Source organism: Olivibacter domesticus (genome assembly GCF_900109575.1).
Lineage (GTDB): Bacteria > Bacteroidota > Bacteroidia > Sphingobacteriales > Sphingobacteriaceae > Olivibacter > Olivibacter domesticus.
In genome coordinates, this window is sequence record NZ_FOAF01000014.1 from 46830 (window position 1) to 70280 (window position 23451).

17 protein-coding genes are annotated in these 23451 nt (G+C 36.8%); 4 read left to right on the top strand and 13 right to left on the bottom strand.

Annotated features, from left to right (window positions below; all coding sequences use genetic code 11):
- Positions 1-52: 52 nt before the first annotated feature.
- On the bottom strand, positions 53-730 hold the full coding sequence (locus tag BMY50_RS26280) for a potassium channel family protein (RefSeq protein WP_093332365.1): 678 nt from the start codon (positions 728-730) through the stop codon (positions 53-55).
- Positions 731-753: 23 nt separating this feature from the next.
- A complete protein-coding gene (locus BMY50_RS26285) occupies positions 754-2538 on the bottom strand; it encodes a TrkH family potassium uptake protein (protein WP_093332368.1) in 1785 nt (594 codons plus the stop codon).
- A 157-nt stretch (positions 2539-2695) separates the two neighbouring features.
- On the opposite strand from BMY50_RS26285, the gene BMY50_RS26290 reads away from it, so the two are divergent.
- Complete coding sequence (locus BMY50_RS26290; protein WP_093332371.1) at positions 2696-2950, top strand: hypothetical protein; 255 nt, start codon at positions 2696-2698, stop codon at positions 2948-2950.
- Positions 2951-3023: 73 nt separating this feature from the next.
- On the opposite strand, the gene BMY50_RS26295 is transcribed toward BMY50_RS26290, so the two are convergent.
- The 5 genes from BMY50_RS26295 to BMY50_RS26315 form a co-directional block, all read right to left on the bottom strand.
- Positions 3024-5315, bottom strand: a complete 2292-nt coding sequence (locus BMY50_RS26295) for a GH92 family glycosyl hydrolase (RefSeq protein WP_093332385.1) — start codon at positions 5313-5315, stop codon at positions 3024-3026.
- 109 nt (positions 5316-5424) lie between these two features.
- On the bottom strand, positions 5425-6150 hold the full coding sequence (locus BMY50_RS26300) for a basic secretory protein-like protein (protein WP_093332388.1): 726 nt from the start codon (positions 6148-6150) through the stop codon (positions 5425-5427).
- A gap of 26 nt (positions 6151-6176) precedes the next feature.
- Positions 6177-8480 (bottom strand): GH92 family glycosyl hydrolase, encoded by a 2304-nt coding sequence (locus tag BMY50_RS26305; protein ID WP_377533720.1) that lies wholly within the window; start codon positions 8478-8480, stop codon positions 6177-6179.
- A gap of 124 nt (positions 8481-8604) precedes the next feature.
- Entirely contained in the window at positions 8605-10239 is a 1635-nt protein-coding gene (locus BMY50_RS26310) for a RagB/SusD family nutrient uptake outer membrane protein (RefSeq protein WP_093332394.1), read from the bottom strand.
- A 57-nt stretch (positions 10240-10296) separates the two neighbouring features.
- The gene (locus BMY50_RS26315) at positions 10297-13347 is read right to left on the bottom strand and encodes a SusC/RagA family TonB-linked outer membrane protein (protein WP_238383898.1); all 3051 of its coding nucleotides are present in this window, start codon (positions 13345-13347) and stop codon (positions 10297-10299) included.
- Positions 13348-13649: 302 nt separating this feature from the next.
- Here BMY50_RS26315 and BMY50_RS26320 point away from each other — a divergent pair, with 302 nt between their 5' ends.
- From BMY50_RS26320 to BMY50_RS26330, 3 genes are all read left to right on the top strand, one after another.
- Complete coding sequence (locus BMY50_RS26320) at positions 13650-15065, top strand: sensor histidine kinase (protein ID WP_093332403.1); 1416 nt, start codon at positions 13650-13652, stop codon at positions 15063-15065.
- 239 nt (positions 15066-15304) lie between these two features.
- On the top strand, positions 15305-16039 hold the full coding sequence (locus BMY50_RS26325) for a response regulator transcription factor (protein WP_093332406.1): 735 nt from the start codon (positions 15305-15307) through the stop codon (positions 16037-16039).
- Between the two features lie 256 nt (positions 16040-16295).
- Positions 16296-16760 (top strand): response regulator, encoded by a 465-nt coding sequence (locus BMY50_RS26330; protein ID WP_093332409.1) that lies wholly within the window; start codon positions 16296-16298, stop codon positions 16758-16760.
- Here the strand turns inward: BMY50_RS26330 and BMY50_RS26335 are convergent.
- The 6 genes from BMY50_RS26335 to BMY50_RS26360 form a co-directional block, all read right to left on the bottom strand.
- Positions 16755-18947 (bottom strand): sensor histidine kinase, encoded by a 2193-nt coding sequence (locus BMY50_RS26335; protein WP_093332422.1) that lies wholly within the window; start codon positions 18945-18947, stop codon positions 16755-16757. The genes BMY50_RS26330 and BMY50_RS26335 overlap by 6 nt on opposite strands.
- 102 nt (positions 18948-19049) lie before the next feature.
- Positions 19050-19748, bottom strand: a complete 699-nt coding sequence (locus BMY50_RS26340; RefSeq protein WP_093332424.1) for a hypothetical protein — start codon at positions 19746-19748, stop codon at positions 19050-19052.
- Positions 19749-19760: 12 nt separating this feature from the next.
- Positions 19761-20888, bottom strand: coding sequence for a ThiF family adenylyltransferase (locus BMY50_RS26345; protein ID WP_238383899.1), 1128 nt, complete (start codon positions 20886-20888; stop codon positions 19761-19763).
- Positions 20889-21144: 256 nt separating this feature from the next.
- Positions 21145-21540 carry a response regulator gene (locus BMY50_RS26350; RefSeq protein WP_093332427.1) on the bottom strand — a complete coding sequence of 132 codons (396 nt, stop codon included), beginning with the start codon at positions 21538-21540 and terminating at the stop codon, positions 21145-21147.
- Positions 21541-21619: 79 nt separating this feature from the next.
- The gene (locus BMY50_RS26355; protein ID WP_093332430.1) at positions 21620-22708 is read right to left on the bottom strand and encodes a hybrid sensor histidine kinase/response regulator; all 1089 of its coding nucleotides are present in this window, start codon (positions 22706-22708) and stop codon (positions 21620-21622) included.
- A 53-nt stretch (positions 22709-22761) separates the two neighbouring features.
- Positions 22762-23334 carry a response regulator gene (locus BMY50_RS26360; protein ID WP_162276679.1) on the bottom strand — a complete coding sequence of 191 codons (573 nt, stop codon included), beginning with the start codon at positions 23332-23334 and terminating at the stop codon, positions 22762-22764.
- Positions 23335-23451 lie beyond the last annotated feature (117 nt).

A 23451-nucleotide genomic window follows, 5' to 3' on the forward strand; every position in this document is an offset into this window, starting at 1 on the left:
CAAATATTTCCAGCTAAGTATTTAATGTCGTTTGACAATAGAATAAAGTGCGTTAATTGATCAGTTTGTTAATATCTTTTATTTCACCAAAAAGCACTAAAACGTCATCCCGATTTAATAAAGTGGTTGATTTAGCAATGCCGGTTACATTCTTAAGATTAATTTCTTTTTGGTTCTCTAATTTGGTAACAGATTGTATTGTAGTAAGCACAAGCACTTTATATTTATTAGTTAGATCGGCTTCTCCCAAAGTCAACCCCACAAACTCTTCGGGTACCACCGTTTCTACAATACTGTATTTATCGGAAATTTTGAAGGAATCAACAATATTAATATTATCTAGGCGCATTGCTAATCGTTCTGCAGATTCAACCTCTGGTAAAATATACTCATCAATATCCATTGCCTCCAACACAGTCTTCTGAAGATCAGAGACGACTCTCCCAATAATTCGTTTTACCTTAAGTTGTTTCAGCAAAGCTGTTGTAAGTAGTGATGCTCCCTCATCTTCTCCTATTGCAACTATAACAGCATCCGTATCCTTTAAAGGTAAAGAACTCATTGCATCGCGATCCGTACTATCCATACAGATCGTGTGTGTTATTTTTTCCTTCAGCTGCTCCACACGTTTCATTTGATTATCTACTCCAATTACCTCATGTCCGAGGCCTGTTAGACGTATGGCTAAAGCATGCCCAAAATTTCCTAAACCTAATACTATGTATTTCATATAGATTATCTATCAGAATAAATTTAAAACAAGACCTTTTCTTGCGGGTAAGAATATGTTTTCATTTTAGTGTTACTAATTAACCCTACTAATAAGGTAAGTGCCCCAATCCGACCAATGAACATAATACAGGCAAGTACCATTTTTCCTGCACTTGAGAGCTTTGCTGTTATACCTAGACTTAAGCCAACAGTTCCATAGGCAGAAACACATTCAAACATCAAATTCTTCAACCCTAATGCCCCATCAGTAATTGTTAAAATAAGCAAGGAAAGGCTAAGGGCCGCTACTGAAAGAGCTATAACAGCAAATGCTCGCTGAATAGAATCTGCAGACACTTGCCTTCTAAAGATCTCAACCCTGTCTTTTCCCCTCACTAAACTCACAATATTTAAGGTGGCAATAGCAAAAGTGGTGGTTTTAATTCCTCCACCGGTTGATCCTGGCGAAGCGCCCACCCACATCAAAAATAACATTAAAACAAAGGAAGGAGAAGCAAGATCATTAAGATTAACAGGACTTAGTCCCGCAGACCTTGGTGTCGCAGACAGAAAAAATGCCGTTGTAAGTTTCCCCCAAAAAGAATTTTTCGTATCCAGTGTATAGTAATATTCAAAGACGAAAAAAGAGATTGTGCCAATAACTAACAGAAAAAGTGTGGTTATGGCTATGATTCTAGAATTGAAGCTTACCACCCACGCCTTATATACAAATGGCTTATGAAAAAAAACACGCTTATAGATATTGATTGTCCATCGTTTTATGAGTGCGTAAAAATTGAATACTATACCAAACCCAAGGCCTCCAAGAATAAATAAAGAAGCCATTGTCAGTTGTAAGGGAAAATTATTCTGTAACGTGGGGTGTAGCAGTCCGTCAGGAACAGTAGAAAACCCCGCATTACAGAATGAGCTTATTGCATGAAAGATTGCAAATGAAACACGATCAGAAAAAGAAGTAAACAAAGTAGAATCGCTATTTAGGAAAATCAGAACTGCACCAATGGCTTCAAAGAAAAACGTAACTAAAACGATCTTTAGGAGCGACTTTATTACAGATGCAAGTTTATTCTCACTTAGAATTTCTGTATACATTAACTGGTTTCTGTAAGAGAAGCCACCTGAGAAGAAATAGCCAAAAAAACCAGTGAAGGTCATGATCCCCAATCCGCCAATCTGAACAAGTATAATTAATATAGTTTGTCCAAAAGGTGTGAACGTGCCAGCAATATCTACACTAGATAACCCCGTAATACATACCGCGCTCGTTGCCATGAAAAGCGCATCAACCAGCGTTAAAGGAATATCTTTGGTTATATTGGGCAGTAATAACAGAATAGTCCCAATAAAAATTAATAGGATGAAACTTAAGACAAACAGAAGAGTGGGATTGAAAAAAAGTTTGTCAAAAAACAAGCTTTGTTTTGAAATCTCTATTAAGAATAATGCAAAGATGCCGATATATATCCATTCCTCGCGCTGAAACTCAGAAATCTCTTTAAAATATCCCGCATAATGTACAAATACAACAAAGAGGTAATAGAACAGAAGGAATATCTCGGCAAACTTCATTTTCCCTTCTTTCCTGTAATGTGTTAAAAGTAAAATATTTCGCACGGAAAGAAGGGAGGTGAGTAACTGGAAAATTAAAAATATTCCCTTCTGAAAAGCTTGTTGCGTAAACGCTTGGGTATCATATCCGGTATTGAAGATAATCGCAATTGATGACAGCAAACTTACATATAATATAAAATGATCGATTTTTCGATTATATTCTTTATAAAATGTACGCCATCTAAAAAATTGCATAGGCCTTAAATAAGATGATTATATACAAACCTACATTTTCTAAAATATATCACAAAAAACAACTGTTGCTTACCAGTTCTTCTTGACGATTTATTTGAGTTAAAGAAAACACCTTTATCCTCTTAACTGTTATGAAAAGACAATTAAACTAAGCAATATGCACGAACATATAACAATACCTCTACTTAAAAAATTATTGGCAGAGGAGTTTACGACCTTAATTGCCAGCGCTCAGGAAGGTAAGGACTTGGTATATATACCAAGTAAGGAACCTATTAAGGGACACTTAATGGATGACGCTTCCATTACTGCACTTAGCGATCTGGAGCTCCTTTCGATAGAAGATGTAATAAATAATTTTTCTTTTTACCAAGAGAAGGGAATTGAGATAGAAATAGATGAGGGCGTGTAAGCCAAAGTATGCATTACGAATTGAACTATGAGAATAAATGGCCGACTAAATAGCCGGCCATTTCTTAAAGCTATTATATTTTCTTTTTGGCACTCATGTAGAACACCAATTCACCCCCGCCTATTAAGTCGGCATGTTTTATTCTATTATTTTTTACCTCTTTGCCGTTAAGAAGTACCTTTTTTACAAAAACATTTTTCTCTGATTGATTAACCGCTTTAATGACAAACTCTTTGCCATTTCCTACCGATATTTTTGCCTCGTTCACAGCTGGACTGCCCAACCAGTATTCATCTGATGCAGGCGCCACAGGATAAAACCCTAGTGAGCTAAAAATATACCACGCGCTCATTTGTCCGCAATCATCATTCCCTCCAAGGCCGTCAGCCCCGTTATGATATTGATGTTTGAGAATCATTCGTACTTTTTCCTGAGTCTTCCACGGTTCGCCTGTAATATTATATAAATAAGCCACATGGTGAGATGGCTCATTTCCGTGCACATAATTGCCAATAATACCTTCTCTAGTAATATCTTCTGTATGTGCAAAAAACTCATCTGGTAGGTGCATGGTAAACAAAGAATCTAAATAACGAGATAAACGTTTCTTCCCACCCATATTTTCCATCATACCTTCGGGGTTATGCGGTACATATAAACTGAAGTTCCATGTATTACCCTCTATAAATCCTTGACCATCTGTTTTAAGTACATCGAAATCTTTTTTGAAAGAACCATCATTCAATCTAGGCCGCATAAAGCCGATACTTTTATCGTATACATTTCTCCAATTATCCGATCGTTTGATAAAATCTTGATAAATGGCTGTTTGTCCAAGTTTTTTCGCTAATTGAGCAATGCACCAATCATCATAAGCATATTCTAAGGTGTTAGATACAGACGTACCCGATTCTTCGGCAGAGATATAGCCCTTATCAATATATTCGCCGATGCCTTCATAGTTTCTGGCATTGGCTGTTTGTACACAAGCGTTCAATGCAGCCATTGCATCGCCTTTATATATGCCCTTTATGATTGCATCAGCAACGACTGAAACACTATGATACCCGCTCATGCACCAATTATCGTTTGCATAGTGTGACCAAACGGGGAGCATATGTAAGACGCTTTGATCATAATGAGCCATCATAGACGCCACCATATCTGCATTTCGCTTCGGGTTAATCAAGTTAAGATAAGGGTGGAAGGCTCTAAATGTATCCCATAAAGAGAAGGATGTATAATTGGTAAATCCAGCAGATTTATGTATCTCCTGATCTAGTCCTTTATACTCACCATTGGTATCCATATAAACGGTCGGCATTAATGCCGCGTGATACATAGCAGTATAAAAATTAATTCGATCCTCTTTTGTTGGCACATTAATCGCAATCTTTTGCAGCTCCTTTTCCCACGCGTTTTGCCCCTCTTCCTTAACACGTTCGAAATTCCAGTCAGGAATTTCCTCTCTCATGTTTGCCACAGCATTTTGCATACTAACCGGACTTAACGCAAATTTTATTTTTATCTGTTCATCTGCCTCTGTATTAAAATCAAAGTGCATTCTCAAATTTCTACCAGCGATATCAGGAAAATTTTTGTTTTGATCGAACTTCCGCCAAAAACCCTTATAAACTTGTGGCTTATCATTATTTTGTGTACCATATTCTTTAAATGGCTTTGAAAAACTCATGGCGAAGTATGCCGTACGCGTTCTGGCCCATCCGTTCGTTTGTCTGTATCCTGTTACGAGCGTATCATTTACAACCCTAACCACCGTCCACACATTTTTATCTTCATAATTATAGATCCCAGCCATTAGATCCAGTATAATATGAGACTGGCTTGATTTAGGAAAGGTATATTGATGAAAACCTACCCTGGTACTTGTTGTAAGTTCAGCTAAAATATTGTGATCATTTAGTTTTACCTTATAGTAATTTGGTTCAGCTATTTCATTATCATGGCTAAAAGCTGATCTATAACCATCTTGAGGACGATCAGCCGTACCAGGATTCATTTGTAACTCTCCTGTAGTGGGCATAATTAAAAAATCACCTAAATCAGAATGCCCTGTTCCACTAAAATGAGTATGACTAAACCCAACAATTGTTGGGTCATTATACTGATATCCGGCACAATATTTATAAACATCTCCATTATACTTCCCATCTACAGCATAAGGAATAGTGTCTGTATCTGGACTTAGTTGTACCGCTCCAAAAGGAACCGTGGCTCCGGGAAAGGTATGGCCCATTTTTGCAGTTCCAATAATAGGTTTAACGTACTGCACCAATGATCCATTTTGTGCGTATACGCTCGCCGGTAATAAAATTGTCAATAAAAAGCTTCTTACGCTCATCATAAGTTTATTGTTTTTTTATCTATTTTGAAAATAAAGACAGCCGTAACCCTCATAACAAACCAAAATGAAGGTTAAACGGCCATCCCTAAACTAATAAAAATAGTGCTTACTAGCTTATATCAGGCTCTTTTGCATATTTTACCCAAAGCTCATCTACACTCATTCCGGTATTTTCTTCCCAGAAGGAATTAGTATAACGCTTATTTCTCATTGCTGCATCCAGTTTTTTAATGGTTCCTTTTTTAACATGTTTTTCGATCCAATAGAAAAACCTAGCTGTAATCCTATATGCATTTTCGTAAGATTGTTTCTCATTGTAAGCAGGCAATTTCCAGTTGGCCCCTTCATTATCTACTCCCAATGTGAACCGAACGTAATCAGCAATTCCTTCCGTTATCCAACCCGGGCCGGATCCATCGGGATATGACTGTACTAAGTGCATTACTTCATGGGTCACTACATCTATATCTCCAGGATTTTTTTTAAACCAAGACGGATTAAATCGGACCACTCCCCCACCTGCAGCGGCCACACCTTGATATGCTGGATCGATCACAAAAATCACCTTATCCATCGTTTTCTTATTATATATTTTCGCCTCTTTTGGATAATTCACAAAGAAAACACCTGTTAATCTATTTTTCAATTCGGCATTAAAATCGACGGATTTATTGATAAAGACAAGCGTATACCGACCTTTTTTTATCGTATCTACTGAAATGGCGTCTTTTATATCTCCGTCTATCCGGCTCCAGCCATTTTGCGAAAAACATTTCTTTGTGCTAAAAGCAAGAATACTAAAAAAAAGAACTGTTCTCAATTTATTTGCGTACATAAGTCAGTTAATATCTTTTTACTTTATTAATTTGATGAAGAGAATGAAAAAGGATATGCCTTTTCTTCAACCCCTCTTTGTTTGTTCGGTATTGCATCCATATTAAAGCGTAATTTCCCACCTTCAAATATACGTTGATGGCCAATCCAATTTTGGTTTAACGACTTATTATCTAATAATACGTCTTTGACATAGCGATTACTATCTGAATTATCCGGTGCTTCAATTTCAAGTTGTTTACCGTTTTCGAATTTTAAAGTCACCTTTCTAAATAGGGGAGCTCCTAGTACATATTGATCTGTTGCAGGACATACTGGATAAAATCCCAACGCAGAAAAGACATACCAAGCAGATGTTTGTCCATTATCCTCATCTCCACAATAGCCGTCGGGTGTAGAGAGATATAACCTGTTCATTACTTCTCTGACCCAATATTGCGTTTTCCAAGGCTCTCCTGCATAGTTATAAAGATATATCATGTGCTGGATAGGTTGATTTCCATGAGCGTATTGTCCCATATTAGCTATTTGCATTTCGCGTATCTCATGTATCACGCCACCATAATAGCTATCATCAAATGAGGGAGCTTGTGCAAAAACAGAATCAAGCATATGAACGAAGGTGTGTTTACCTCCCATTAGATTTATTAATCCCTGTACATCGTGAAAAACGCTCCATGAGTAATGCCAGCTATTACCCTCTGTAAATGCATCGCCCCATTTTAGTGGATTAAAAGGCGACTGAAAAGATCCATCCTGATTTCTACCACGCATCAAATTTGATTCTTTGTCAAATAAATTGCGATAATTTTGGCTTCTTTTTGCATAAAGCGCTATTTCCTTTTTAGGTTTTTTCAATGCTTTTGCTAATTGATAAATCGCAAAATCATCATAAGCATACTCCAAGGTCCTAGCGGCGTTCTCATTAATTTTCACATCGTAAGGAACATAGCCTAATTTATTATAATATTCAACTCCTTTCCGTCCCACTGCCGTCATGGGTCCTTCGTTGTTAGCACCATGAACAAGCGCTTCATACAATTTTTCAATATCATAACCTCTTAAACCTTTTATATAAGCATCTGCTACAACAGAAGCAGAATTATTTCCAACCATAATATCTGCAAAACCCGGACTACTCCATTCGGGTAAGAATCCTCCCTCTTTATAATCGTTAATCAACCCTTCCTGCATTTCTTTGTTAATAGATGGATACATTAGATTTAAGAAGGGATATAATGCCCGAAATGTATCCCAAAAACCAGTGCCGGCAAACATATACCCTGGCAAAACTTCTCCATTATAAGGACTATAGTGGACGATCTTTCCAGCAGCATCAATCTCATATAGTTTGTTCGGAAAAAACAATGTGCGGTATAGGCTAGAATAAAAGGTACGTAATTGATCGACGTTATCACTTTCCACCTGTAATCTTCCTAGTTTCTCATTCCAGATTGAACGTCCTTTGGCCGCGACCTGCTCAAAGGAATCTGTGCCAAGTTCATTCAAATTCAATGCTGCCTGTTCGGCACTAATAAAAGAAGAAGCTACCTTGGCATGTACCTGATCTGTTTTACCTTTGACAGAAAACCCCACAATTGCTCCTACATGATTTGCAGAAACACGCCGCTGGCTATCAAACTTCACCGAATCAGACCAAGTAGCATAATTGCTAAAAGGTTTATCGAACACAATAACAAAGTAATTCCGAAAATTCTTAAGCTTCCCGCGGCTATAACGTGTTGAGTAGCCAATAATCATGTTTTTTTCCGGAATGATCTGAACCTCGGAGCCTCTGTCAAAAGCATCCAGTACCACAAAAGCGCTATCCGTTTTTGCAAAAGAAAATCTAAACATAGCCGCTCTTTCTGTCGGTGTTATTTCGGCTGTCACATCATGATCGGCCAAATACACACTATAATAATAAGGTTTGGAAATCTCGGCTTTATGCGAAAACCAACTGGCTCGCCCCTCTTGATCAAAAACACTTTTCCCACTAACTGGCATGAGTGAGAATTGACCATAATCATTCATCCAGGGAGACGGTTGATGCGTTTGCTTTAAACCCCGAATTTTATCAGCAGCATACGTATATTGCCACCCATCCCCGTTCTTACCTGTTTGTGGTGTCCAATAATTCATTCCCCAAGGTAAGCCAATCGCGGGGTATGTATTTCCATTTGATAAAGAGACCTTTGAATCAGTCCCCATTAAAGGGTTTACGTAATCCACCGGTTCTAGCGCGGCAACAGATGTTTGGGCATGGGCAGATAAAGCAAATAAAACAGCCATAGCCGCGCAAAACATCATTTTTTTAATTCTTTTTAACATCATTTTCAAAATATAAATACCAAAACAGCCGATTTGGCTGTTTTGGTTGCCAATTTACAGTTCTATTTGGAACTATCCCAATTTTGAGTGGAGCCATCCCAATTGCCAGCAAAAATCACAGGTTCTAATTATAGCCAGGGTTTTGCTGGAGATTGGGGTTTAAATCACGTTGTTGTTGAGGTATCGGATACAGTGTTTTCGTCAAGTCACTAGGTTGGTGATCCCACCAGGATCCAGTGGCGAACTTTCCAAACCGTATTAAATCATCTCTCCTAAAACCTTCAAAAATAAATTCCCTACCTCTTTCCTCTAATAATTCATCCATCGTAAGCGTTGCCGGAGTATAGGCATTATTACTCCAATCTGCATCTAGGAAAGCTCGCTTTTTTGAAACGTTAATTAACGCTATTGCTTCTTGCGTTGCCACTCCACCATTTTTCCGCATCAATGCCTCTGCCTTCGCAAAATAAATCCAGGTTAACCTATAAATGTTCCAATCGGTATTATTATAATTTTCGTCAACAGGTGTACCGTCAAAGCCGACCACTTGGCTACCCAATTTATATTTATTAAAGCGTACACCGCTATTCTCCTCCCCTTCACTCATGTTAGAAACGGTAGAACCCGACTTATTCTTTTGAATATTGTCTACAAACACTAGTGGTAAGTCCCGATATTCCTCCGATCCCGTCACCGGTTCTCCTGTTGCAAAATTAACCATTTCGCCTTCCCAAAACCATGATTTTTTCCTCAGATCCTGATTTTTGTATTTAGTGTATACACCAGGAATAAGTACGATACCATCATTTCCGTTTCGTCCGCCTCCATATATTTCTCGCTGTTTGAAGTGATAAAACTCACTTGGCCACGAAGGTTGAAAATTTGCTGTGGTATAATCATAAGCTATAGAAAAAACAACTTCTTTCGACTGATCATTCGTTGAAATATAAGTATCCGTAATATTGGGATCCAAAGCCATGGCACCATTTTGCGCGCCACCATCTCCATTAATCAGATGATCGGCCGCAGCAATACAGTCGTCCCATCGCGCTGTACCAGTCCATACTTCGGCGTTCAAGTAAAGCTCCACCAACATAGCATAAGCACCCGCTTTCGACATTCTACCCAACATTTCATGGGATAAAGCGGGTACATTGTCAATGTTTGCTAATATTTCACTTTCGATAAAATTAAACACTTCTTGCCTAGACAGCGTCTCCGGCTGAGCGGGCTCTCCAACTTGAGTTACCACGGGGATATTACCAAAAAGGTCCATCAGCTTCAAATAATGAAACGCCCTTAGCAATTTAAGTTCGGCAATATAAGCATCCTTCTCTTCTTGGGTAATACCCATTTGAGCGATGTCCCGCGATTCTAAGTTTTGAATCGGGTCATTACAAAGTCCCATTCCCCAATATATCAGCGACCAAGCTCTGTTTAAACCGCTTTCGTCTACCGTCCAAGTATGATAATGTAAACGTTTCCACTTCCCCCCATCTTCCCCATGTCTACCCTTAGTTGGCCAAGCTAATTGATCACCAGACAACTCTGCCGCACGCCACCAGCCATCCTGACCAGAAGGAGAGACCCACGCGTTAGCATGGGTGTAGGGCCGCAGCACTGCTGATACAACTTCATTTCTGTTGTTATAGAAATTATCGGTAAGCATTTGGTCGTAGGCATTTTCGTCAAGCTTAGTACAGCCTGTTAAAAGTAAAGTGCCCACCAGTATATTCTTGAATAGTGATTGTGTTTTCATCTTTTTTTATTTGCAGTTATAAAACTCGGGAAGTTATATATGGATAGATTCCCTAGACTAAAATGCGAGATTAAGGCCAAAAAGGAAAGATCTTGTACTTGGATACGAACTTCTATTGTCAATACCTAATCTTCTATCGTTTCCATCAGGATTTCCTAGTCCTGTATCGGACACTAAATCTGGGTCATTACCGGAGTAACCAGTAATAGTCGCTAGATTTTGCCCTGTAGCATACACCCTTAAATTTTTAATCAATTTGGATGGTAGTTTAAAAGTGTAACCTAAAGTTATCTCATCTATTTTCCAATAACTACCGCTTTCCAAATAATAGTCGGAGTACATATACGTATCATTGATTTCACTGTACTCCGTAAAGGTTTCTTTCAATAGATTACCGCTCCAGGTTTTATTCCCATAACTTAACGCCATCGTATTCAAGATATCATAATCAAATTTACCTCGCATAAATATGCGGAAATCGAATTGCTTGTATTTAAAGCTGTTGGTTAATGATAAATAATACTTAGGGACAGCATTACCTATGGGAGCCAAATCTGTCACACTTCTATCTTTAGAATTGTTAATTTGGTCATTTCGAACCGCCTCTCCATTACGATTATAGAATAACCATTTGCCATCTTCTGTAAAACCGGCAAAACGTTTACCCCAAAATTCGCCAACCTTTTCGCCTTCATAGGTAGTAAACGCCTCGCCCAAATCACCAGCTCCACCAATAGATCCAAAGGTTTTGTATTCTACAGTATAAATATCATTGGAATAAGTATCTAGCACATTCTTAGTAGTGCTTGCTGCTAAATCAACAGACCATTTAAAATCACGGTGATCAACGGCTTTATAACTAAAGGCTACTTCAATACCTTTAGAAGAAATAGAACCTACGTTGGTATAGATCTGATCTCGAATAAACGGTGGTTGAGGAGAAGTGTAAGTATCTAACAGATCATTGGTCTTTCGGTTATATACATCAATGCTACCGCTTAATTTACTGTTAAACAAAGCATAATCGATCCCGATATTTAATTCCCGTTTTGTTTCCCATTTCAAGTTCGGATTAGGGTTTCTGTTCGGACCGTACGTTTCTCTATAAAAACCGTCGGGGTAAAGGTACCTTCCTCCCCCTCCCAGTGTCACGCGGGAAGCATTGTTAGCAAAACCGGAATTACCCGTTACGCCATAGCCTGCTCGAAGCTTTAAAAAGTCTACAAACGTAACATTTTTCATAAAATTCTCCTCTGAAACAGTCCATCCCGCAGATACAGCCGGGAAATTCCCCCATTTGTTATTATCTCCAAAACGAGACGATCCCTCACGCCGTAGAATAAACTGCGCCATATACTTGCTATTGAAGGTATAATTGATTCTACCGAAAAAGGCAATAAGGGTGTTATCATTTTTAAAACTGCTCATCCCAGCTTTCCCATCTATTAAAGCCGTCCCTGAACCCAAATTATCCTCATGAAAAAGATCGTTAATGAATCCACGATTTTCTGCATTGAACCCTTCTTCTTTATAATATCGGTAACTATAACCAGCGATAGCAGTCAAATTGTGTTTCTCGGCAATGAGCTTTTGATACTGTAAAGTAGGTTCAAAAGCATAGGATTCCGAAAGAAAATCACCCTTTGCAGCCCAAGCACCGCCAGGATAATCCGTGTTCTCTAATGATCCTTCACTATTTTGTGGTGCGTATTGACTATCATTGCGTGATTCTCTTTGGTAAGATCCGAAGACTGAACCTCTCAATCCAGGCAATAAATCCAGATCCGCCTTAAAATCGCCCGATGTAGTCTGTTGTTTTCTCCAAGAAGTTTCCTGCATCAACCGAGCATACTCATTTGTACTGATTAAATCAAAGCGATACGAGCCGTCTTCATTAAAATTGGATAAGGTAGGATTTTTGAATACTTCGCTTTCCCATCCACCACCACCCAGGCGATTCTGCTTATTGAAATTAGTAGCCAAATTCAACATAACATTCAAACGGTCATCTAGTCCTTTCTGATTAACATTCAACCGAGCACCATATTCCTGACGGGCATTAGCCAAACTGATACCTTCCAGATTCCGGTAGTTTACACTTGCGCGGTAATTGGTATTACTCGTTCCTCCGCTCATCGCAAGGTTATGATTATTCGATAGGTTACTATGATTGATCAGCATATCATAGAAATCGGTATTTTGCCCAAAATCCTGCTGGTTAATTTCGCCACTGTTTACTTTTTCCCGAAACGCTTCCGCAGATAAAGTGTTTGGTCTTCTGGCCACATATTCTTTCCTTGCATAATTATTGTAGGTAAAAGAAGATGTTCCCGCCTTCCCTTTCTTGGTTGTTACCAAAATGACTCCAGCATTGGCACTTGACCCATAAATGGCAGCACCAGAACCATCTTTCAGCACATCAATGGATTCGATATCATCCTGTTGCAACAAATCCATATTACCTCCGGGGATGCCATCAATCACATAGAGAGGGCTGGCAGACCCAGCAACACTTACCACTCCGCGCAATTGAACGGCTACTGCCGTATTTGGATTAGAACCACTTGTACGCGTCACCTGTAAACCGGCAACTTTTCCTTGTATAAGGTCTAATGGGTTTCTCGCCCCACTTTGCCTGAATTGAGCCGTATCTATATGTGCAACAGCCGAGGTTACCTCTTTTTGCTTTAAGGTACCATAACCAACCGATACCGTCACCTCCTCAAGTGATTGGATGTTAGGACTCAAAGAAACGTTGATTTGCATACGGTTGCTAACAGGCTCTTCCTTAGAAACATATCCCAAATAGGAAAACTCTAATACAGAATTAGTTGAAGCTTGAAGTTCGAATAATCCTTCCGCATTCGTGTTTGTTCCGATCTGTTCGCCTTTAATTCTTACCGTTACACCAGGTAAAGGAGTATTATCTTCGGCACTCACGACCTTTCCACGGACCGTTTGTTGTACAGCTGCTACTGCGAACCTCGGAAAACAACTGATTAACCAAGAAAGCAGCATAAATGCTCCCACTATCTTTGTCAATCCATGTTTGAAATGACACCACCATTGGTGTCCCTTGTTACAATTTTGGTTTTTAAAAATATACATATGAATAGTGATTGGTTTTCGGTTTCATCGCTTTCAATACAAAAACATATATCGTCGACTCCTTTAACTTAAAAACGTTTTAGCAAAAAAATTCACCTTTTCGTTCAGAGATAAAATTTTCTTACTTTAGTGACTCCCTAAGCTTGTATGGTTCAAGGACTGGCTTGATTATTAATGGTAAAAGTAATTGTATTGAAAACGAATAGTTGTCAATCAATTCCTAATAAATTGTTAATAGAAACTTAACAAGCTCCTTTTTTCTTATTTTTTAATAATAATTTAATTGATCTATTCCTAATCCAATGAATCTGTCAACAAAAACGTACAAAATAGTTGCTTTGCTAAGTCTTTGTATATTGCTATACGTACAATATCGGCTGATTTTCAACACCTATGAGTTACGAAATAGTCAGTACGAGCTAAAAGAAAGACAAATTATTAATGAAGTGTATTCAGAGAGCATTCGAAATGATAAAGTATTTCCTGGTGGGCAAAAAGTAATTGATTCATTTATCTATAAGAACATGGGCCTCCTAGACAGCCTATATAATGTCTCAAAACCAGCTTTTGAAATTGAAAAAGATAAAATATGTGACAGTCTTTTTAACAAACTGCAGTTATCGAGTACTATGGACAGTGTCTTTAATTACATCAAACGTAGTAATAATTTGGAAAGCAATTTAGAATACGCTTTACTTCTTGAGGGTTTGAATTTAACCTTTGACGGAACAACTTATATCACCCTGTACAATGCACGATACCCAAATCCCCGTATCGATAGCAGTATTCAAACCGAGAGCGGAATTTTAATTGATGGAAATTTAACTAATATTTATCGGCAAAATCGGGTTACCTATTTAAGTGTCTCTACTCCCAGTCATCATTCATATCAAATCGCATTTTCTCTTCATGTAGATAAAGACAATCGTACCAGTACTATATTAAAAAGTATGTTCCCAACTTTGCTCCTATCTTTATCTTCAATCTTCTGTGTAATCTGCATTTATTATTTCACGTACAGAAATTGGCTGAAACAAAAAAAATTGGTAGATATGAAATCAGATTTCCTTAACAGCATTACACACGAATTTAACACCCCCATCTCTACGATTTTAGTCGCAAATAAAAGTTTGCAAAACCGAGAAATCTCTAATAATGTGGCCAACATAGATTCGCTTACTGAGGTTATTAAAAGGCAAGCACAGCGTCTTCAAACGCTCATTAACCAAGCTTTGGACATTAGCAAAATGAATAAAGAAACAATGGAAACGGAATTGCATAGTCTCAATCTGCTATTAGAACAAATCATTAGCGATTATAGACTAAAGGTTCCGCGTGATGTCTATATTCAATTTTCACCCTTTAAGGCCCCTTGTCAGATCACTCTCAATAAATTTCTCTTCACAACTATGCTGTACAATATTTTTGATAACGCCATTAAATATAACGTCAGTCAACGTAAAAAGATATTAGTACAAACAATTCTCATAGAAGGAAATGCAGTTATCGAAGTAAGAGATAATGGCATCGGCATGAGTGAAGAGTTAATCAAATTTATTTTTGACAAGTTTTATCGCGGGAAGAACAGATTGAGAACACCAGGGCTTGGTTTAGGGCTTTACTATGTAAAGCAGGCACTTGAAGCACATAACTGGAAATTGCTTTTGGAGAGCGAACTCAGCAAGGGCAGTAAATTCTGCATTTTTATTCCTATGTAAAAGAGCACGGGAACGACCTTATGGGAAACTCAGCCCTCCATAAGGGCTATTTGCAGAACCGATACAGAATACTTTGTGCAAAATTAAAAGTATAGAAATGATAACTGTCGAGCCGTCTCTTTATCAATTTTTATATTAAGCATTCATTGGAAGTGTACAAAAGATAGTAGTTTTACATACGAAAACAGCATATAGTAATTTTTTATATTTCAACATAAAATACTTTTAGAACATAGCATATGGAGCACCGTTTACTTTTTGTTGAGGATGAACCAGATTTGGGCAATGTTGTTAAGCAATACTTAGCGTTTATGGGCTTTGAAGTAATTTGGTGTAAAACGGCTCATAATGCCTATGAAACTTACATACAAAACCCATACTTTAATTTATTGTTAATAGACATTCAACTTCCAGATTATAATGGTTTTGAATTGGCGGAAAAAATTATTGAACAAAATAAAAATCAGGCATTTTTGTTTTTAACGGCTCGAAATGAAAAAAAAGACCGTATTCAGGGTTTAAAAATAGGTGCCGACGACTATATAAATAAACCATTTGATGTGGATGAGCTTGTATTACGAATAAAAAATATCATTCGTAGACATACGGCTACCACAATAAATCCTGAAAATTTTTCGGAATCTTCGGGTATCGTTCTCATAGGAGACATCCGTTTTCAACGAGCGCTTCTTAAGCTTTCTTTTCCAAATAAAAATGAGATATCGCTTACTCCACGCGAAGCAGAACTTTTAGAATATCTTCACCTTAATAAAAATCGAATTTTAAGAAGAGAGGAGATACTTACACAGCTCTGGGGGGAAAATGACTATTTTTTGGGAAGGAGTTTGGATGTTTTTATATCCAGACTTCGTAAGGCTTTTAATCATTCTTCGTCTGTAAGCATTGAAAATGTATATGGTGTGGGCTTTATATTTAACATTTCATCCGTTCCAAAAGTTAAAGATCAAAACTAATAACGGTTTTTCGTTACAAATCGGCATACTTCAGATCCCCCTTATTCTTCACATAATGCCAGCATTATCTAAAAAATCTTGCAATGCTGATATTAATTCACTGGCATTAAAACTATTTGTCAATGATATTTTAATAGCTGTCAATATTTCGTCGCGTAATTTTCACCATAATATCCGACTCATATATAACAATACGTCTTTATATTTGTTAAAAATTACATATTTTGTGGTAATTTCAAGGTTAACTTAAAGATTTATGACACAGCATAAAATCAGCATTTTATTCGTAGACGATGAGGAACATAATTTGGTTTCTTTTAAGGCCTCTTTTAGAACAAAATATAGAATACATACGGCTATAGGTGGGCCGGAGGCCATAGAATTGTTAAAAAACAATGAGGTTGAAATAATCATTACCGATCAACGCATGCCACGCATGACCGGTGTTGAATTTTTAGAGAAGATCATAGATAGTCATCCAGACCCCATCCGAATTCTGTTAACGGGTTATACTGATATGGCTGCCGTGATTGATGCTATTAATAAAGGAAAGATTTTTCATTATCTTACGAAGCCTTGGAACGATGAGGAATTGGAAGCAACTATTCAAAAGGCATATACGGCTTATTTGGAAAAGAAAAAGATAAAGGAAGAAAATCAGCATCTTGCCATCACCAACGAGCAACTAGAGTTTCTTTTAAGGCAAAGACTTCTATCATAATCTATTCTCGTCGTCCAAGCGGGTTATTGGATTTTGAATAATCGGTATTTTTATTATAAACTCACATCCTAAGCCAGCTTCAGATAACAATTCTATTTCACCTTTATGTTTTGCTATGGTTTGCGCTACAATAGCCAATCCTAATCCTGTGCCTTCGCCCACATCTTTAGTTGTAAAAAAAGGATCAAAAATTTTATTTTGAACTTCTTCTCTAATACCCGTACCGTTATCTTTTATAGATATAAACACCAAATCATCACTTTTATAAGTTCTAATAATTATTTCGCCACCATTGCCTCCTTTAAATTTCTCATCAATTGCATGGATAGCGTTTGTTATTAAATTTAAAAAGACTTGGTTGAGCTTGCCTGGAAAACATTCTATATAAGGAATTGTGCCGTAGTTTTTATCAATTGCAATACGTTCTTTGAACATACTGTTTAATATGACCAGGGTTGATTCTATTCCCAAGTTCAAATCGGCCAGTTTCAAATCGTCTTCATCTACTCTTGAAAAAATGCGCAAACTTTTAACAATTTCAGCGGTACGGTACGCTCCTTCCTGTATCCCTTTCAGCAATAACTGTATTTCTTCCTTTAGATATTCAAAATCTATATCCTCTTTATATTGTTTAAAAAGGCCCAACTTTTCGTGCTCCTCTATTTGTAATAACCCAATCTTTTCGAAAGTTTCCACTGTTTCCATTATCTGTTCGATATCTCTTTTTAGCGGTTTTACATTGGCGGTAACAAAATTAATCGGATTATTAATTTCATGTGCTATTCCAGCTGTAAGCATACCCAATGAAGCCAGTTTTTCTGATTCTACCAAATGTGCCTGAGCCTGCTTTAAATTATGCATTGCTTCATTTAAGCTTTCATTACTTCTTTGAAGATCGGCTGTACGCTTATCCACTTCGGTCTCCAATAAAAGATTTTGCTCTCTTATTATTCGCGCATTTTCTTGAGATATTTTTAAGGCTTGCAGTTGGGAAGCTTCCTTCTCTTTCCGATAAAAATTAATCCTGTCTGCTAACGCAAAAGACAATAAAGAGATCTCCAATATAGAACCAATCTCTAAAATATAGGCTGTTAACGTGTTATATTGGATTATATTAAAGTTTCTTAGCACAAAAATGATAACGGTTAAAAAGAATAATGAGAAAGCAATCAAGAAAAATATTGCCGGCCTATATCCTTTTCTTCTAATTTTCTCTACAACAAACAATACATAAAGAGAACCTAAGGAAGCCATCGTCTGTAACAGAATAACACCATAGTGTATTTTATAGAGCCCAAAGATCAATCCAACGATATAGAGTACAACAATCAGGTTAATACCTTTATCCAACCGCGGTGTGTTTTGTCGGGTATGCAAGAAGGTTTTTATAAAACCAATGGTCATTATCCCCGAAAAGAATGGAATAATAATAGAACTATAATTGGCAAGCCATGGGCTGTTTGGCCACAAATACATGAAAGCATAGCCTTGAAACATAGCTTGGGTTAATCCAACAGAGAAAATATAGAGAATATAAAATGCATAGCTAATATCACGCGTAGATGTGCTAATAAAAAAGTTATATAGCATCATGATAAGTACGGCTCCTGCATATAAACCAAATATTAGGTTCTTAGAAGATGCTTTTTGCAAGATGACCTTTTCTGTTCCAAAATAAATGGGTAGCTGAAGTTGATCGTTTGAAGAAATACTTAAAAAAATCTCTTTATTTTCGTCTTTCCTTATCTTAACAGGAAATATGTAATCGGGTGAATAAACAAATCGTTCACTAAATGGTTTATATTTTCCAAGGCTATCTGCAGAAACTTCTCCCTGTTCAGAAATCGTGTACATAACTACCTCTTGGATCGATGATTGCTGCAACATCAAGTAGAAGTTACTTTCCTTTGTGCTATTATGAACAGGAAGTTTCAGCCAAATTTTTGCTTCAGTGACTCCTAAATTTATTATTTGTCCATCTTGATACTTCTCAAACTTTTCGGTGATAATATCTCGAAAGGACCTATTTCCCTTAATATCTTTATATAGATATACGTTTTCCCTAATGAGTTGTGGTTCGGTAGCACTATTAAGTTCAATGACCGAAGTATCGCTTTGGGCAAAAACGTTACTCCACATGCAAATCATGAAATTAAAAAAGAAAGCTATAAAAAAATTTCTATTCATTCTTCATAATTTGTTTTAACTCCTCTTTATTAATCGGTAATATGGTTAAACTAACATTACTTTCCAGCGGCTAAACGCTCATTCTTTTAGCTAGACATACTACTAAGGAAAGTTGGGAATTATCAAGTCATAAGTGACAAAATATTCACCTTTAGGCCCTTTCTCGAGTACGGTTTGGTACGGCTGATCTCTTAATGACAGAATTTTTTCCTGCTCCAGTGGCGTTGCCAATGAGATGTCATTAATGTCTTTTAATCGCATAACCGTGGCAACCAAATCATCTTTTGGATAATAAAACAGCCCATTATTCCCTAATGTTTTCTCTACCGTACACCCTAGTCTCATTCCCATCTTAACAGTAATAGGTGCACATAATACGAATAGACTAACAACAGGTAACTGTTTTGTAATAGATACGCCTACCCTTGATAAGATATAGCTACCAATGCCCATGCCTGCCACTTCTCTTGAGTTCCAAAGTCCACAGATTTCACATGTCCCCCCCCTCTGACGATCATCCTCTATTAAATCGTATATTTTAGCATCATATTTGCCGATAGCCGTTTCTATCGGTAACGGGTATTTACCGCTAACCATTTGAACTCTTGCCCCTCCATATACTACTTTTGTTTCGATATTTTCAACTAGAATTACGATTGTATTGGGATCGTCTACCCAATCCTGTCTATTAGAGGTTATCTGGCTAATTCCAAAAATTTCCAGTAATTTCCTATGCCCAACAATAAACTTTTCGCATGCGTCCGGATCGTCTGGTGCTCTAAAAGTTCTTATGTGGATCATAGGACTTAAATTTTACGGCTGAATTAATTCATCGAAATCAACAAAATATCTACCTGAAGATTCAAATTTTCCTAAAAAAATCTTTCTCGTTATGTCCGTTACCATTGCACCTCCTAAGGTAACAGCAGAAGCAAGCTGCGGCCAGCCCACAATAGTTTTATTCATATATTGGAGTGATAATTTCATCGCATCCGATACGTTTTCAAAGCCAATGATATCAACTAAGTACTCCACTTTATCTTGTACTGTTAATTGATTCAATAGTTGCTCTAGTTCTATAACAGATAAACCATCAACTCTTTTTAATCTCCCATGAAATATGGGTCTTTCCGGGTCAAGATCAAATCGTTCTACATCGAGCATACCTTTATCATTTGTATCCATAATAACCGGTATTTGATATTGTTTTGCCTTAATACGGCTTATTATCTTCATATCAATACCATCACATTCTTCTACCAAGATATCCAATTTTCCTTCATCCAGAAAAAAGCTGTCTATATTCTCTCCATCAACACCATTTGTGTAGCAAATTACTTTTATAAATGGATCTAGTTCTGCTATCTGTCGAGCTGCAACAATTGTTTTGCTTAAGCCTAAGTGTTGGACACCTACCCTTAATCTATTCATATTACTGAGCTCTATAGTATCAAAGTCTGCTAAACGTAATTCTCCGCATATGCGTTCCATTGCCATCGTTATCGCAATACTTTGACCAACTGACAGCCCAATAACACCTACCTTTTTCTTTCTTAAAAGATTAATTTCCTCAGGTGTTATTTTATATATATTCCGGCTCGTTCGAATGCGAATAAACTCCTCTTCGTCTAATATGTGAATAAGCTGATTTAACCACTGATAATAAACCCAAACACCATAATCGTATAAAGAAGTAGCACCTATATGATTATCAATAAAAATCCTTTGTTCACTTTCTGTTAATTTTTTAGATGGATGGTCAAGTCTTATTAGCTCTACCAGCTGGGCTTCTATCTGGTCAATGATATGGATTTCCTTATTGTTTTCCAGAAGGTAGTCCATCTTTTCTTTATCATTTACTCTTCTAAAAAAAACAGGACGATAAACGGTTGAGGAGTTATGATAAATCGTATTTTCAGGTTCCATTCTAAAATAGTTCATTATATAACGACTTCTTTTAATTTATAAAAAGATGTACTTTTCATCTGTAATAATTATTCGTTCGTATTCTATTTTAAAGGTACTCATGAACCGCAAGGCGCTTTTAATCCATCGGTCAGATGGAGTTACCCTATTTAAACCCCCGAAAGGCTCATGAGCACAAATTCAACATTTAAAATCCGTCAATAAATTCACATTCCCTTTGCGATAAATCCGCCAGTTGGCGGATTAAACGTGGACGGTTCCTGTCATTCACTTAACTATACTTTTCAATTACGGTGGTAAATTTATCCATAGTAATAGGTTTCTCAACAATAGCCTCTATTACTTGATATTTCATTAGCTTTTTGGTAGTATGCTCATTGTTAGATAAAGATATAATCACGATTTTATATCGGTCTTTAATTGATTGCGGCAATTCAATAAATTTATCCAAAAATTCAAATCCATTCATAACTGGCATCATAATATCCAATGTAATAAAAGATAATGGGGGTAAATTTTCTTCTCCCTTATCTTCTATATACCGAAGAGCCTGTGAAGCATCATTAAAGACTTTCACGTCAGAACTCTTTCCACTAAACCCAATAACTTTCTTCACAATGAGACAATCAATAGGACTGTCATCAATAACAATAAAAGGATATTTCATCTATTTATTCGAACATATACAAAATTAGTCTTCATACAAAATAATCTTTCTTTCCTAAGAAAAAAAGATCTAAAATAAATTATTTTGACGGAATAGAGACAATAAATTCTGACCCGACATTTTCTACAGAATTCACGCTAACTTTTCCACCAAGTTTGGTAAGTATATTTTTAACATTATAAAGCCCCAACCCACTTCCTGCTTCCAGAATCGTTGCTCTAAAAAATAAATTAAAAATATCTCCTATATATTTATCTGGTATGCCTATCCCAGAATCTTTAACAATGAACGTCGCCATCCCCTTTTCAACACCCATTTCTAAATGTACGTACTTGTAATTATAGTCTTTTTTCTGATATTTAAATGCATTTGATAAAAGATTATTTAGAATCAACTTAACAGATACTTCATCAGATCTAAAAATGCCAAGCTCATTTACGGTTATTGTAAATTTAATGCCTTTAGCATTTGCTATAGCTTCATACATCACTTGCATATCAGCGGCAATTGCGTCCAAATCTACATCCACAATATTAAATTCTCCTCTTCTAACACTGTAGTAATCATGTACATTTAAAATGTAACGGTCTAGCTTTTCTGCCGAATTTACAATAATCTGTAATATTTCATTTATTTCACTCAAATCGCTAATATCCTGAGCCAATTGGGCGGCAGCCATTATACCTGCCAATGGCCCCCTTATATCATGGCTTACACTATGAGCAAATTTATCCAATTCATTATAGGCCTGTTCTAACTCCTTATTTTTAATTGTTAATAATGAATTTGTTAGGTAATGTCTATTTGCATCTGCTATAACTGCGCCAATAGTTTCTACCGACCATGGTTTTCTTATGTATCGGTATACATTCCCTTTATTAATCGCATCGATCGCAGTATTTAGGTCTTCCGTATAGGCTGTCAAAAGAATTCTTACAGGTAATGGGTAAATAACGCGGATTTCATCTAGAAAATCTGTACCCAGTTTATCTGGCATACGTTGGTCTGTAAAAATTATACGTAAATCAGGATGCTCTTCCAGAACTTTTAGTGCCTCATTGGTATTAGAAGCTAAAAAGATTTGATAATCAAATCTAAAATGCGCCTTAAATCCCACCAAGTTGTTCACTTCATCATCTAAATACAAAATTTTTATTTCTTCATTCATGTTGATCAACTCAGCTTAAAATTTTCTTCATCGTATCCTAAATTAAATTTCCTTTATCTAATATAAAGGATTATTTGTTTTTTTATGGCCTCAATTTCCGCCCTGATTTCATTCAAAAAATCTGTTTCTACATATTCTTCTATTGCTGATATTTCTTCATAACGTTTTAAAGTATCCGCTAAAATTATAAATCGAGCATTTGCTGCAACTCCTCTCATCTGGTGGACAAGCAGTTTAAGCGATTCTAAATCTTTATTCGTCAAACAAGTACTTAGATCTGTTAAGGCAAGTTCAAAAAAAGCATTTGCTTGTTTTAAGATTTCTTGCGTTGTTTCTGTGTCATTCCCTAACGATTCTAATAAAACACTATATGCAATGTGCTGGTCATTTTCTTTCAATATTCTCTTCTTGGATGTTTCTTCATTGACCTGCAGATATTTTTTTAACGTAAGGTCTAGTTGATCTGGCGCGACAGGTTTTATTAAAAAATCTGTAATACCAACATCATACCCACGTTTTACTTCCTCATCGGAAAACGAGCCTGTGATGGCAATAATAGGAACCTCCCTAAAACCTTCCGTCCTTCTTATTTTTTTTGTAGCCTCATACCCGTTTAAAACGGGCATATGTAAATCCATTAGAATTAATGGCGTAAGAGAATTCAAAGAGGGTCAATCAGAGACCTCAAAGGATGATAAATCAACACAAGCTGAAGAAGGATCAATCAGGCATCAATAACTTCT